Below are 14,417 nucleotides of genomic sequence, written 5' to 3' on the forward strand. Positions count from 1 at the left end.
ATAGTCTAACAAACGCACAGGAACACGTTTGAATTGGCCGCTTATTTGTAGTGACCGGCGGCATGCCTTGGCCAGAGCGTCAAAATTTCCAGGGCTGGTCGCTGGCCACCAGTGGTTTGGCAAGCAGTGGGTTGTCGGGGTCGACAGCTGGCCCAACAGGCAGCTCGGACGGCACGGGTGGTTTGTCTTGCTCGCTGGCCGCATCAGCATCACGCAGCTGATCAATATCTTGCAGGGAATCGACGAAAGCCATTTCCGACTTTTCAGTCTGGTGCGCCATGAGCGATCCCGCCAAACCGGCCAACGCAAACAGTGTCATGACGGCAATCGTGATCGATACCGGTTGCTGTGCTTCCTGGGGCGACCAACTAAGCAAAAATATCAGCATGAAGATCGCCGCCGGAAAAACCAAGCAAACCCAGGCGAACCAACGGAACCGTGGTAACCCGGCGGGCAGTGTCACATAAAACAACACGCAACCGTAGACCAGCATTACAGGCCCGCTACCAATGATTGACTCGATGTCGAAAAACGCCAGCGTGGTCCCCAGCAGCATCAGCGGAATCGCAGCGGCGACCAGAAAAAGACAAACCTTGGCACGGACCGTCCGCGGCGGCAACGCGAACTGCGAATTGTCGCGAGACGGATCAGCCGTCGTAACGGCGTACGGATTTTGGTCCATCACGAGGAGTTCGTTTTCAATGGTAAAGGAAACTTCCTGCCACCGGGTTACTTGCCGTATCCCGGATAGCGGTTCTGCAACTCTTGTCTTGCTTCGGCCGCTCGCTCAGGCTTGCCAACCGTCGGCCACAGTTCAACCAAATGGGACAAGGCTTCTGCATGGGCCCCCGGCTCAGTCGAAAACATCAGGTGCGTGTGCAAATAGGCCATGATCGCGCCTTCTTTGTCTCCCGATGCGACGTAGCAATCGCCTTGTGCGTTGTAGATCCGAGCCGCCATTTCGACGTCGGTCGGGTTAAGCGTTTCGATCAAAGAACTGACTAGTGACAGACCTTCGGCGCCCTGACCACTCTTTGCTAACGCGACAGCTTTCCCCGCTTTGGAAAGCGTCTGCAGCCGTACTGCTCCAGGCGTGGCGGCTTTGATTCCAATGATCTTGTCAAATTCGGCCAGCGCCTCACTATTCTGTCCTTGAGCAAGCATGGTGAGCCCGACCAAGTAAACGGAGTCGATTTTCATCTCCGTCGTCGGGGCGTTACGAAGTGACCCGTAAAAACGTGCGGCTTGCTGAGGATTGTTCATTGCGAGCGCTAAATCACCCAGCAATTTGGCGACATCATAAAAATGCCACGAGTCTCCGTTTTGCTGAACAAAGGACATTGCCATTTTGACGGCTTCGCCTTTGTCGCCGCGTCCTGCCAAAGCCATCTTGGCCTTGCACAACGTCATGTAAAACACGGCATCGGTTTTTCCAAGATCGCGTTTGATTTTGCTGATGTCGATCTTTTCCAGCTCTTCAAGTGCCTGATCGTACTGACCATCCAACGCAAACTCACGTCCTTTGGTTAGCCCGCTTGGATCGCCTTGCAACAGAATTTTGGCGATGTCTCCGGCAGGAAACTTTTTGACGTTGCCGCCCATTTTCAATTCGATGCCGTTCTTAGTGACCGTTTCGATCTGGCCACGTTGCGACTTGGTGCTGCTTTGCACATAGACTTGGTCATTCTGCGCGTGTGCTTGCCGGGCGGAAACGAAGCAACAGGCGACCGCCAGGGTGATCGTGGCGATGCGTTGGATGCAAAAGAGTCGGTCGGTTGGACCAGAATCAGTTAGACGAAGATCGTTCATAGACAGTTAACAGGCGTATCGAAAAAGTGATTCTAAATTGTGCGGCGAAATGAATTCGCGTTGATCGCAATGGGTTGTGTAGGTTCGCAGGGCAAAACGCTGGGTGATTATGCCGCTGCTTTGGCCGCGGCAGGCTTGAACGGTTTCAAGCCAGTTGGCTTTTCACCAACGGCTTTCTGGACTTCTTTTAGCAACGCATCAAACTTTGCGCGTTGCTCGGCGCCGCCCATGTCTGGGTAAAGAGCTTCAATTTGTGTGATGTCCTTGATCGCTTGCGACATGGTCGCCTTCTTGTTGGCTTTTTTGCCTTCCAAGTATCGGCACAGCCCGACGTGGTAACGGGCCTGAAAAAACTTGTCGCGAAACTCTTTTCGACCATTGGTCTGTTTGCTGATCAAACCCCAGCCCCAGATAACGTTTTTACCATTGGCACCGGGGCGACCACCCGAAAGTGCAGCGTTGTAAACACGCGACGAAAGCCCCGCGTTCTTTTGCTCGCCGGCCCAATACTCGTAGGCCAAGGCGGCTTCGATCTGCGCGTCCAGCATCATTTGGTTTTGCTTCAAGATGGCTTCCAATTCAGAAAGGGCTGATTTGTACTGCCCGAGCAATCGCAGTGCGCTGGCGTACTGATACCGTTTCGACAGATCATTGCCCATTTGCTTCTTGAAAATATCGGCGGCGGATTGGATCAATTCAGCAGCCTGACCGGTCGCCTTGAATGCGCCTGGCGGCATGGCTTCTTTGCCCATCACGATCAATGTTTGCCCGGCCCAATTCAGAGTGGCTTCGTCATTCGTTGTTTCAACCATTCGCTGCAGAAACACTTTGAAAACTTTGATCAGCTTGTCCTTCTTGGCCGGAGGTGCCGTTTTCAGTTCATTGCTCAAGTCCTGTGCCATCCGGCGGTAAATGCGACTGAGTTTTTCCTGCCCGGTCTTGCCCGGATACGCCGCTCGGAGTTCTTCCATCACTCCGGTTGACCGTTTCAACAATGCTTCGGGATCGTCGGCGGCGATCATTTCGGCAAACAGAACTTTGATCGCAATGCTGTAGAGGTCGCCGGTAAAGTTCTTGTTGGGCGGCCCCTGAGATTTGATCAATTTCATCGGCCCGTATCGGGGATGATCAAGAACCTTGATCGCCTCGCTGCTGTTGTCTTGTTCTTGGTAAACACGTGCCAATACGACCGCCGCCTGCATGGCTTCGCCCGGGATCAAGTTTCCGGAAATCGAATCCAATCCCGTCTGCAAAACTTGAGCAGCGTCAGCGACAATCGGTGCGGCTTGATCGCCCTTGCCATCGATTCGCATCTTCAGTGCCCGGTTGTAAAGTAGTTGCCCCAGCAGTCGCTGAAAGGTGCCTTGTTCGGGGCCTTTCTTCATTTCGGCAATCAGCTTCTTGGCTCCCTCGTAGTCATCTTTTTGTAGCAGTAGCTGAATACGGACTCCCTGCGCTTTGGCGGCGTCGGGATTGTCGGGCCAAGTCTCCATCAGGAAATCGCCAAGCTGCTCCAGTTGAGTCAGCAGTCCATCATTTTCGTCTTTGGGGACATCAATCAACAAAAACTGCAGCGATGTGAGCGCCCACAGCCCGCCTTGCAATCCTGCTTCGGTGCCCGGTGCGTTGCGTGCCAAATAGCTCCCCACCACGACAGTGTCGCGATACTGTTTTTGACGATACAGCGTGTAAGCCAAAAAGTGCCTTGCTTGCGTAAGCAAACCGGTATCGGTTCGCGAATGGGCCATCCCCAAACCCGCCCGCAATATTTGGACGCCAATGCTGTAGGTGTTGCGAAGGTCGTCCTGCAACGCTTCTTTCTGAGCCTTCAGTTCGTCGGTCTCTTTTTCTTGGTCAAGCAACTTCAACGACTCTTCGATGTTTTGCGTTGCAGCGAGAATCGTGCGGGCCGAATCGAGAGCGTCCTGCAAACTTTTGGGTTGTTCCGCGGTAGGCAGTTTTGCTTCCTCTTGAGTGATCCCCAGTCCGGAGAGCAGTTGCTTGACTTCTTCGGTGTGCGCGCCAGGTATCTTGGCAGCCTCATTGAGCAACGTGCGACCACTGGACTTTGCGCGTTTCATGTCCGTGGCTTTTTGATTGTCTTTGTCCACCGATTTGGCGAGGTAGGCTTTTGCCAAAGCCACTCTCAAGCGTTGCACGCTGGTGGCCGTTTTTTCGTTTGGCCGGATGCCTTTTTCCAGCGGTTTGCCAACATCAATTCCCGCTTGGAATTTCGATGGCGACTCGCCCATATAAATATTGATCAAACCGGCCGCAGCCTCGAACTTGGCGTCACGCAACGGATCGGCGTCGATCGTTTCGACCATTTCCTTGTAGTGCTCGATCGCTTTGGACTTGTTGCCAAGCAACTCTTGAATTTGCCCTAAGTACAGCGTCGCGATCGCGCCTTGCGAATAATTGGCGTACTTGTCCGCCATTTCGGTGAAGCGTTTAAGAGCCTCATCCAAAATCGGCTTGGCTTGCTTCGGGGGATCGTCGAATGTCTTGGCCGCCAGCACGCGAGTTTCGCCCGCGCTGACTTGTGCTTGCAAATACTCGAATCGGTAGGTGTCTCGCAGCGACGCCTTTTCGGGTTCATTGTCCGGGTCAATCTTCTGGCCCTTCATCTCGGCAAGCTTTGCCTTCAAGTTTTCGATAATAGCATCGAACGTTTTCACCGACGCGAGGTAGTGCTTGCGTGCCTGTTCGGATTTTTCAGCATCGACTTCGCCCATCAAACTTTGATTGCCGCGAAACAACTGTAGCTTTCCAAGTTGGATCTGCGCTTCGGACGCACGTGGGTGATTGGCTTTCTGCAGAAATTCGCTCAAGCTGGTCTCGGCATCGTCCAAGAACTGCTCCCGCTCCTGGTTGCTTCGCGACGCAACGGCGGCATCAATGAACGTCTGGGCCTTTTCCAGCGATACCGCGCTCATCAATTCGGGGTCGACGCCAGGGTACTGGTCCAAGCGGTTTAAGTAAGCGATCGCGGTGTCAAAATAGCGAGCCGCACGCAACCGTTTCAGAAAGTCCTCTGCCGGTTCGCCATCCGCCCGCGCGAAATGGGAAGTCACGCTGACGTTTGCAACGACAGCGGCTAGAAAACAAGCAGACCAGAATCGGCGGCTGAGCAATGGCATGGACAGTGCAGGCTTGGCGGTCAAATATCAGATGAGTAGCGATGTGGCCTACGATTATGTCATCATTGAATCGTCATCTTCCTGACGCCGCCCGCCAAATCCGTGACAACCATTGCCAAACAGTTCAGGCATTCGTGCTTTTGTGATTCAATCGGCCACAATATCTAGGGTAAAGTGGCATGCACAGTCCTTCAAGCGCCGCCCGGTCCCACCAGTGCTTTTCTGATGCGAATTCCCTCTCAGCTTAACGATGAATCGCTTTATGGCAGGCGTGGGCAATCGCGCCAATCGTCACAACCCAACGGCCAACCTTACCGACGGCTCGTCCGATTGTGCGTCGCTTTGGCACTGGTAGTCGTGGTGATGAAGCAAGCAAGCCATCCGGACGTGTACGAAACTTTCTTCGGAAACGAAGAAAACCATCTCGACGACAGCACAACAAATTCGGACCTGGCAACGACAGCGGCTTCAAAAGCTGCCGTCCCCCCCTCTGCAGTGCCAGCACATGACGGTACAGCCCCAAACGATAAGACTGAAACTCAGGCTGACGATGCCGCCCAGCGACGAATTCCACTTTCAGAAGTTTCAACAGAAAGTCGGTCGGTTGCCAATCTGATCACACAGTCGCTGAGCCCGAACGAACAACGGCAATGGACCGTCGTGCTGGACCAGTGGCAGTCCAACGAAACAGTTCACGTGATCGCATCGATGGTGTCTGCCATGATCGATGTGGTCCAACAAACCGAAGGCATCGACGACGAGCAACGCTTGGCTTGGGTCGCGACCTTTCGTCGGTTTGGCGAGCGGCATGCAGCAGACGATGAAATTTTTGCCGGCGCTTACTCGGACACGACGACCACATTGGGTTCGGCTCCTGGCGCTGACAAAACGCTCGGCGACGAACCACCCCATCAAGAAGGTCAACCGAAACGAAATGACGCCGCAATCGACTCGCATTTCTTGTCGGCTTTTTTGGCGCAGCTAGACCAAGCTGCAACAGACCGTGTGGTCGACGGGGCCGTTTGGCGATCAGCCGACTTCGATGCCTTCTATCGCCAACTGGATCTGGCCCCCCAGCTGGCAACCGATGGAGCGATCGGAGTGTCGGTCGTGCCGCTCATGCAACAGCCCAAAACCTACCTGGGCCAACGTGTCCGTGTTGGCGGGCAAGTTGTTCGCGCAGAGAAAAAAGTAGCAGCGGCAAACCCCTTCGGCGTCGACCACTACTGGGAACTTTGGGTACGCCCCAGCAACGGTGGCGATCGACCTTTCGTACTAATCGTTCCGGACGTCCCGGCCACTGTCGCCAAGATTGACGGAGAAACAAACGTCTACAAAGGCCCCGAGATCAAAGTCGTGGGTCGGTTTTTCAAACGACTGGCCTACGGATCCAAATTCGGCGCGGACGCTGCCCCCGTCATCATCGGCCGCGTCTTGGGACTTCGGAATCGGCAGGCAAACGCAAAGGAGCGTTCGACTCGCAAAGCGGGATCGATCACCGGCACGACCGCGCGCGGCGACTTTCTTTTGATTGCTGCAATCGCCTCGTTGTTAGGTCTCACTTTCGCAGCCAGCGTGATGTGGCGCACCAAAGTGTCCGCACGTCGTTCGCGGCAACTCCGGCAGTCGAATCGCCCCGGACCAGACCTATCGCTGATTAAATCATCGACCGCGCCGGACAATCCTATCGACCGCCCGCAATAGGCTGCCTCGCTGGATGACGCTAAGAACACTCTGCGAACATTGCCGACTGACCAATTCGAATTGCCAAAGGCTAACCGCGTGACACTCCTACGATGCCTGACCGCCTGCCTCCTGCTGCTGCTACTGCCTGGATTTGCCAGCCACGGTACGGGCGACGAATCCGTCCGGACCGGTGACTCGGTATCGGTAATTGAACTGCTAAGTGGCTTTGACCAGAAACGCATTCAGGCTGCTTATCCACCAAGCGACTCCCAATCCTTTGGCGAATTGGCCAAGATGGTCTATCGGATGGGCAGCGTCAGCCGCGACGCCGTCGTTCGCAAAGCCGGCAAGGCAGAAACCGGCAGACCAAAAACCGGAGAATCGGAGAATAGTAGTGCGGCAAAAATCGGAGATGCCATCCGCATCCAAGGCACCATTGCTTCGATTCGCACGCTGCGTGTGCCCGAGTCGTTGGTCGAGTTTCTGGAGTTCCCCGTATTTCAAGACGTTTTGATTCAGCTGGAATCAGACGCATCCCAACCGGTTCACGTAATCGCACGTCGATTACCTTCGGCTGCAAAGGCGGGCGATCGCGTTGACGCAGCAGGGGTCCTGATCGAACCGGGCGATGGCACCGACGACAGGTTGCGTGCGATCGTATCGACACCACTGAAATGGTTTCCCAAAACGCCCGCCAGCCCCGGCTGGCAACTGCTGTCCGACGCCGGTGTCGACGTCAGCGAACTCGCTCAGGTTGCTTCGCGAAATCAGCTGCCTTTGGCGCCGGAAGACAATGACGCGTTCTACCAAATGTTATCGGTCAGCCAGACTATCGGCGGAACACCGGCGGCTGCTCAAACCGATCCGATCTGGATTCAGCCCATCGATCTTTTGCAAAAACCAAAAGACCACGTCGGCGATTGGGTCCGAATGCGGCTTCAAACAGTTCGCGTCACTCGAGTCGCTGTCACCGATCCCAAACGCAAAGATCAGCTGGGCAGCGACCACTACTACCAAGTAGATGCCAACGGTGATTTAGACGGCATCATTGTCCGCATGCCTCGCAAGGAAGACGATCCGAGAGAGCCGATTGAATTCAACGGCACATACCCTGTTTCGCTTGTGATGAAAGAGCTTCCATCGTTTTTGACCAACGCGATTGGCCAACAGCAAAACGGCGAAGTCGTCACTGCGATGATCTCGCGTCCGGTTCAGATCGAAGGTTTCTTTTTTCGACTCTGGAGCTATTCGACTGACTTCATGGACCGCCGCGGTGGAGGCGACCAAGTTGGGCCGCTATTGATGGTGGCTCGCATGACCGATCGTGCTTCGGTGGCTCAAGGCGGGATCGGAGCAGAGATTTTCGGTTTTATCGCAGCCGTTGCGATCGTTGGCGGAATCCTGGCAACGTTTGTTTGGTCTCGATTCACGTCGAGCGACGATCACGAGGTTCGTGAAAAACGAAAACAACGCGAATCCGATCAGGTCAAACTGCCCAGCGATTTGACTTAACCAGCTGGTCACATTGTCACACTCGATTTGTGACGTTCGCATTTCGGCGTCCCCGTGCGGCCCCCTACTTGACCGAGCCGATCACTGCGAGACGATAGATATCGCGCAAAGCAATCGTTTTTTGCGTTTTCGTCGTCGCTCACTTTCGCCATGATCTCATGAAAACTCCCATTCGTGTCGCTGTCACTGGTGCTGCCGGACAAATCGGCTACGCACTTGTATTCCGAATCGCATCCGGCCAAGTCTTCGGCCCTGACCAGCCAGTCATTCTTCACTTCGTGGAAATCCCGCCCGCCCTTGGTGCATTGGACGGAGTTCACATGGAGCTGGACGACTGTGCGTTTCCGACACTCGCTGGTGTCGTCAAAGCTGACACAGATCACCTGAACGATGGTTTCCGCGATTGCAACTTCGTACTATGCGTCGGCAGTGTGCCTCGCGGCAAAGGCATGGAACGCGGCGATCTGATCAAAATCAACGGACCGATTTTTACAAACACGGGCAAGGCGATCCAAGAAGCAGCCGCTTCGGACGTCCGGGTCGTTGTCGTTGGCAATCCTTGCAATACGAATTGCTTGATCGCGATGAACAACGCCAAAGACGTCCCAAGCGATCGCTGGTACGCCATGACCATGTTGGACCAAAACCGCGCGACTTCGCAGTTGGCCAACAAAGCCGGTGTCGCAGTCGCCGACGTGCAGAACATGACGATCTGGGGCAATCACTCAGCAACCCAGTACCCCGACTTTTTCAATGCCAAGATCGGCGGAAAAGCAGCGACCGATGTCATCTCGGATCACGATTGGTTGAAAGGAGATTTCATCTCGACCGTTCAAAAACGTGGTGCTGCCATCATTGAAGCCCGTGGTGCATCCAGTGCCGCATCAGCTGCCAATGCTCTGATCGACAACGTCAAAGCAATTGTCACGCCCACACCAGCGGGCGAAACCTTCAGTGCCGCGGTTTGCAGTGACGGCAGCTACGGAGTGGACGAAGGACTGATCAGTTCGTTCCCACTTACCAGCGATGGCAAAACGTGGAAGATCGCTCAAGGATTTGACCACAATGAATTTGCCAAAGCCAAGCTAGACGCCACCGTCGCGGAACTTCGCGGCGAACGCGAAACGGTCGCTGACTTGCTCTAGTAGCGACAGCCAAATGAAGGTCATCGGTGACACATTGACCAGCCATTCGCTGCGACTATTTCCCCGCCGATGACCTACGTTCCTGCAAGTAAGACTGATCCTGATCGCTTAATCGAGACACTGGCAAAGTGATCACGGTGCCATCGGTTCGCTTGAGCGACACGTTGCCGGTTTCTTGGCGAATCAAAGTTGCTTCGATCGAAAACTTGCCGCTCTGATCGTTCCACGTTCGCACTGATTCGACCATCAGCGGCTTTGGATTGGTAGGCGCTCCCGAAGCACGGCGGGTCGCGCCGCGACGCGATGTTTGCGAACGAAAGGCTGGCAACTGTTGGTAGTAAACGTTGCCTTGATCTGGGGCGATCAAAAACAGGTGCAGTGAACCATCAATCGTCACCGCGATATGGTCACGATCAAAATGGTCAATCCCGGAATTGTGGCGCCGATTTCCAGGTTGCATCCGCTCGAATTCAGGTGGAAATGCCGTTTTCTTGCGTCCCAATTCTGTGGCGGATCCATCCAACGCAGTCGCCACGATCATCTCCGGTTCGATGCGATAGAAAACATCGACCGCTCGGTCGCCGACGATGATTTCTCGCTGTTCTTCGCCGGTTCGTTTGGGAGGCATCCCACGAAAAAGCCACTTACTGCCGAACCAAAATTCATTGTCGCGGACCTGCCGAATCGTAGGCATCGATTCCCAGCTCTTCTTTTGCATTGTCTGGGTCGGACGCCCCGCCGCGATTTGTGCAAAGGTACTGTGCACATCGACCGAACCGGATGCGCTGCCACCGCCGGCCTGCGTGATCACGAATTTTCCGTTGTAGCTGACCGTTGCGGTCGCATCGTCACGAATCGGGTGCCACACCTTGAAACGGTTCCGTCGTGTATCGACGACCGTGTACTTGCCGTCATTTCGATCGATATGCGATGTCACCAGAATCGCGCCAGTAAAGTACCGACCTTGCGGCGCCGACAGAGAGTTAATCATTCTTTCGCCAACGTCGACCGTTTTGGTGACCTCGGCCTTGTTGTGATCAACAACGGAAATCGTGCCTTGCCCATGATTGCCAACGTAAGTCAAGTTGCGTCGTGAAATCATTGGCCCCGGCGAAGGGCACTCGATCGTATTTTCCACGCGCTTTTCGATGACGTTCCAAATGGTCAATTTATCGCTGGCAAAATGAGCAAGAACCAGTCGCTCACCATCCTCGGAAATCACCGTCGACGAAATCGCCATCGAAACCGGAAGTCTCGCAAAATCGCCAGTCTCTGAGCCTGGCGAAGCAGCGACCATCGCACCGCCTGCTTTGGACACATCGCCTGGCACGACAAACGTATTCAGCCGCAAAAAGTCCGTTTTTCCATCGATGACCGTGCGGATCTTGATTCGTTGTTCACCGAGATCCTTGGCGATAGGTGTCCACGTAAATTTGCCGCTTTCATCGATCTGTATTTCTTGTGGCCCCTGAATCAAACTGAATTCGCCTTGGCCACCATCGGGCAGCAAAGCAAGCGACACGGTTTGCCCCAGCCCGATTTGGCTGGGTATTTCATCGCGCTGCACAGAAGGCACCGAAGCTGCGACCGATTGATTCGGTGCGGCCGACTGCTGGAATGCCTTGAGCTGTTCGTGATAGACATTTCCACTTTCTTCGGCGTAGAGAAAAACGAACAAGCGATCACCCAGCGTCACCGCCGCATGCTGAAGGTCCTCACTACCGCGGCGACCACGACCACTGCTCTTGGGACGCATTCGTTCGAACGACTTAGGAAACGAAATTTTCCTTTGCCCAACCTCAGCCATACTCCCCGTCAGTGAAGTCGCGACGATTTGCTGCGGAGCGATGGCGTACATCAAATCGACCGAATGATCCGGCACCAAGACTCGTCCTCGCTCCTCACCAACCTCTTTGGGCGGCAGACCACGAAACAGCTTGTTGCCGGCAAACCAAAACTCGCTATCACGAACTTGGTAGAGCAATGGGTTGGTATCTCCATTGCGGCCAAAGTCCTGGACCGCACGTTGATTGACAATCGCATCGAATGAGCCCTTGGCGTGCAATCGCCCTTGAGGACTAAAACCCATCTGCCCTTGCTCCAAACAGACTTTGCCGGAGTAGCCAACCGTGAACGCCATTGAACCACCCAAGTCCTGCAACGCATCGTAGCGATCGTTTTTGATGTCCAACGCATACAGCTTGGATAGGTTTCGATCAATGAATGTCGTCAGCAGAATCCGATCGTCAAAGTACTTGCCTTGCGGTGCCGAAAGGACCAATTCCCCAGCGCTGGGCGTCTGAATTTCGTTGACCAACTGCCAGGATGACTGGGAGTAGACCGACAAAGTGCCTTTGCCAATATTCGCGACAAACACCCTGTCACCACGGCACAGCATTGGACCTGGCATTGGGCAATCAATGGTGCGATCAATGACCTGCGCTGCAACATTCCAAACACTGACTTTGCTGCTCGCTTTGTGAGCCAGCAGCAAGTACTGACCGTCTTCGGTCAGCGCCGTCGATGACACTTCCATGGGCGTGGGAATCTTGGTGAATCCCGCGCAATCACTCCCCATCCAAACCACCAGAAACAGCACACTCGCGACAGGACGCCAAAAAGACAAAGAGTTCAAAACGCTCGCCTACTGCTTAAGATTTTTTCGAAATCAAAAATTACCAACACCACGCAAATGCTTGCATGCGGGGCGGCAACACTATAGTTATCGCCAGCTGACGAGTCGAATCAAGCAAGGCGATTTCAATGCAAAATTGGCTCCGTTTTGGTGCCAATGCTATCACGGTTGCGCTTTTAATTTCTCTGCGAAGCCTCGTCTTCGTTTTGGCAGAGTTGTCCAGGCTCGGTTTAAAAACATTATTGTGAAGGGCTGAATCACAACTCCTGTTTGCAGCGGCGGTGCGAAATCATCTTTTTGCTCGCTCGCTCTGTTCTTCAGCGTTGACACAACCCGCCACGAGGGCGTACTTTTCTAGCCGTGGCAATTAGGAAGCCTCTTCGGTTTGCATTTACTGGCAATCGTCAGCAAACAGCTCACTCAGGCGTGACGTCGAATTAGCAGTGATTTCGACGATTTATTCCAGTCGGTTTTCTCATTCACCAAGTCATTATGAGTCGATTTCATCCTTCGGTTTCTTGGCAATCTTCTTCGGCTTCTTCCAACCACGCTTCTCAAAAGCCATCGCAAAGTCATTCAGCTGACCTGGACCAAAACAAAGTTGTTCAATGCGACTTTGCCCCGTTGATCGCAGATAGCACCCAGAAAAAATTCGATCTTCAAAACGTGCGAGCGGACCTTCAGTCGCCTCAAACGTTTTATTTGCCGCTTCATTATGAGCCAAACTACCGGTATCCGCTGATTGTTTGGCTTCACAGCGATGGGTTCAACGAAAACCAAGTTGACCACGTGATTCCGCACATCAGCACACGCAATTACTTGGCCACAGGTATCCGTGGGACACGCGCGATGGATTCGGTAGGGCACCAGTTTCAGTGGCACGCCTCCGCGTCGGCAGTCGATTCGGCCTACGAAAAAGTACTCTGCGGCATTGATGAAGTATTTGACCGTTACAGTGTTCACGACCAACGCATTGTTCTGGCCGGCTACCGAAGCGGTGGGACGATGGCGATGCGAATTGCATTGCGTGCCCCCAATCGGTTTGCGGGTGTGATTTCGTTGGGCGGAAAAATGCCCAGCGGCGGACGTGCCTACGGCGATCTGAAAGAAATTCGCGAGCGAAAACTGCCAATGCTCTGGCAATGGGCGATCGAAGCGGACCTGTATTCCGAGGATGCTTTGCAAAACGACATTTCACAAGCACAGCTTATCCACGCCAAAGTCGACGTGCGTCAGTACAAAGACAACGACGAAATGAATACCGTCGCACTGTCGGACGTCAATCAGTGGATTATGAATCGGATCGTTGCGGGGCAACCTCTGTCAGCCGACGAATCTTGCGAAACCAGCGAGGTTGGCTTTTCCGACAACTAGGGGGGATCACCGCTCCTGTTACTTTGTGCGTAAGACCTTACGCATCGAAGAAATCGGCGTCTTTTTTCGTCGTTCTCCGAAGAGATTCGCTTGTCTGCGACCGAACATCGACGTCACGATCGGGTTACACTGTCGCTGTGCTTATTCCGCTACGGATTGCATGTCGATCGTGGAAGCTCCCGTGAAAGATGATGGCTGAACAAGACCCCAAATCTGATGCTGCAAAAAACGCCGCCCCCGCGTCCGCAGCTGTGAATTCCAAAAATAAAAAGATCCTGATCGTCGATGACGATTCGGAGATCATTGAAACGGTCAGCTATGCGCTCGAAGGTGCTGGCTACGCAGTGGTCGTCGCTCGCGACGGAAACCAAGGGCTAGCGTTAGCCGAACGCGAGAACCCTGACCTGATGATTTTGGACATGATGATGCCCAAACGCAGCGGGTTTCTTGTTTTAGAAAAACTCCGCCGCGTTCGCGAAAATCTGCTGCCCGTCATTATGATCACGGGCAACGAAGGGAGCCGTCACCAGGCGTACGCCGAATTGCTTGGCGTCTGCGACTACATCCACAAACCCTTCCCAATGGACCGCTTGCTTACCGCCGTGGATGATCTGCTAAACAAGTGATCGACCACCCACTTTCGCGCCGAATTTTGATCCTAGCCGGCATCCTAGGTGCCAGCGGAGTCGCGATCGGTGCCTTTGGAGCTCACGGTCTGGAGTCATATTTGGAAGGTCACGAAAAACTCCAACAGCGTCTGGCTCAGTTTGACGTGGGAGTGCGTTACCACATGTACCACGCCATCGCGATCTTGGCATTAGCGTCCCTACCATTCGGATCGTCACGGATGCGGATGGTCATCGCGACTCTCCTTGCCCTAGGAATCCTGATCTTCAGCGGCAGCCTGTATCTGCTGGTACTAACCGACACACCGTGGCTGGGAGCAATCACTCCGATTGGCGGCCTGACCTGGATTTTCGCGTGGCTCTCATTGCCGCTGTTATCGCGAAAACGCAAAGGAAGCTACGACGCCGCTGCGGACGATCGCACTTCCTGATCACCGCGGCAGGTCCTCCCGACTGGCCTCGATCATCACCAGACACGAATGGCACGATC

General features: G+C 54.2%; 10 protein-coding genes. 6 read left to right on the forward strand and 4 right to left on the reverse strand.

Translation table 11 applies throughout. The features are described from left to right. Positions 1-79: 79 nt before the first annotated feature. From K239x_RS23505 to K239x_RS23515, 3 genes are all read right to left on the reverse strand, one after another. A complete protein-coding gene (locus tag K239x_RS23505) occupies positions 80-682 on the reverse strand; it encodes a hypothetical protein (protein WP_145420780.1) in 603 nt (200 codons plus the stop codon). A gap of 47 nt (positions 683-729) precedes the next feature. Next, the gene (locus tag K239x_RS23510) at positions 730-1,809 is read right to left on the reverse strand and encodes a tetratricopeptide repeat protein (RefSeq protein ID WP_145420781.1); all 1,080 of its coding nucleotides are present in this window, start codon (positions 1,807-1,809) and stop codon (positions 730-732) included. Between the two features lie 107 nt (positions 1,810-1,916). Further along, on the reverse strand, positions 1,917-4,883 hold the full coding sequence (locus K239x_RS23515) for a tetratricopeptide repeat protein (protein ID WP_419189320.1): 2,967 nt from the start codon (positions 4,881-4,883) through the stop codon (positions 1,917-1,919). 291 nt (positions 4,884-5,174) lie between these two features. Between K239x_RS23515 and K239x_RS23520 the strand changes: the two genes are divergently transcribed. The 3 genes from K239x_RS23520 to K239x_RS23530 all read left to right on the forward strand — a co-directional run bounded on the left by K239x_RS23520 (position 5,175) and on the right by K239x_RS23530 (position 9,292). Beyond that, a complete protein-coding gene (locus tag K239x_RS23520) occupies positions 5,175-6,653 on the forward strand; it encodes a hypothetical protein (RefSeq protein ID WP_145420783.1) in 1,479 nt (492 codons plus the stop codon). A 78-nt stretch (positions 6,654-6,731) separates the two neighbouring features. Next, complete coding sequence (locus tag K239x_RS23525; protein ID WP_145420784.1) at positions 6,732-8,147, forward strand: hypothetical protein; 1,416 nt, start codon at positions 6,732-6,734, stop codon at positions 8,145-8,147. A 158-nt stretch (positions 8,148-8,305) separates the two neighbouring features. Next, positions 8,306-9,292, forward strand: coding sequence for a malate dehydrogenase (locus K239x_RS23530; RefSeq protein ID WP_145420785.1), 987 nt, complete (start codon positions 8,306-8,308; stop codon positions 9,290-9,292). 55 nt (positions 9,293-9,347) lie between these two features. On the opposite strand, the gene K239x_RS23535 is transcribed toward K239x_RS23530, so the two are convergent. Then, on the reverse strand, positions 9,348-11,927 hold the full coding sequence (locus K239x_RS23535) for an SHD1 domain-containing protein (RefSeq protein ID WP_145420786.1): 2,580 nt from the start codon (positions 11,925-11,927) through the stop codon (positions 9,348-9,350). A 492-nt stretch (positions 11,928-12,419) separates the two neighbouring features. On the opposite strand from K239x_RS23535, the gene K239x_RS23540 reads away from it, so the two are divergent. From K239x_RS23540 to K239x_RS23550, 3 genes are all read left to right on the forward strand, one after another. Beyond that, positions 12,420-13,301, forward strand: a complete 882-nt coding sequence (locus K239x_RS23540; RefSeq protein WP_145420787.1) for an alpha/beta hydrolase — start codon at positions 12,420-12,422, stop codon at positions 13,299-13,301. Between the two features lie 251 nt (positions 13,302-13,552). Beyond that, positions 13,553-13,927: a response regulator transcription factor gene (locus tag K239x_RS23545; RefSeq protein ID WP_419189321.1), complete on the forward strand. Its 375-nt coding sequence runs from the start codon at positions 13,553-13,555 to the stop codon at positions 13,925-13,927. Further along, complete coding sequence (locus K239x_RS23550) at positions 13,924-14,358, forward strand: DUF423 domain-containing protein (RefSeq protein ID WP_145420788.1); 435 nt, start codon at positions 13,924-13,926, stop codon at positions 14,356-14,358. The genes K239x_RS23545 and K239x_RS23550 overlap by 4 nt, the downstream gene beginning before the upstream one ends. Positions 14,359-14,417 lie beyond the last annotated feature (59 nt).

Source organism: Stieleria marina (genome assembly GCA_007741555.1).
GTDB lineage: Bacteria > Planctomycetota > Planctomycetia > Pirellulales > Pirellulaceae > K23-9.

Excerpts from the sequence above, each read along its gene's own strand:
- K239x_RS23530 (WP_145420785.1), top strand. The coding sequence starts at position 8,306 with ATGAAAACTCCCATTCGTGTCGCTGTCACTGGTGCTGCCGGACAAATC.
- K239x_RS23540 (WP_145420787.1), top strand. The coding sequence starts at position 12,420 with ATGAGTCGATTTCATCCTTCGGTTTCTTGGCAATCTTCTTCGGCTTCT.
- K239x_RS23520 (WP_145420783.1), top strand. The coding sequence starts at position 5,175 with ATGCGAATTCCCTCTCAGCTTAACGATGAATCGCTTTATGGCAGGCGT.
- K239x_RS23510 (WP_145420781.1), bottom strand. The coding sequence starts at position 1,809 with ATGAACGATCTTCGTCTAACTGATTCTGGTCCAACCGACCGACTCTTT.
- K239x_RS23505 (WP_145420780.1), bottom strand. The coding sequence starts at position 682 with ATGGACCAAAATCCGTACGCCGTTACGACGGCTGATCCGTCTCGCGAC.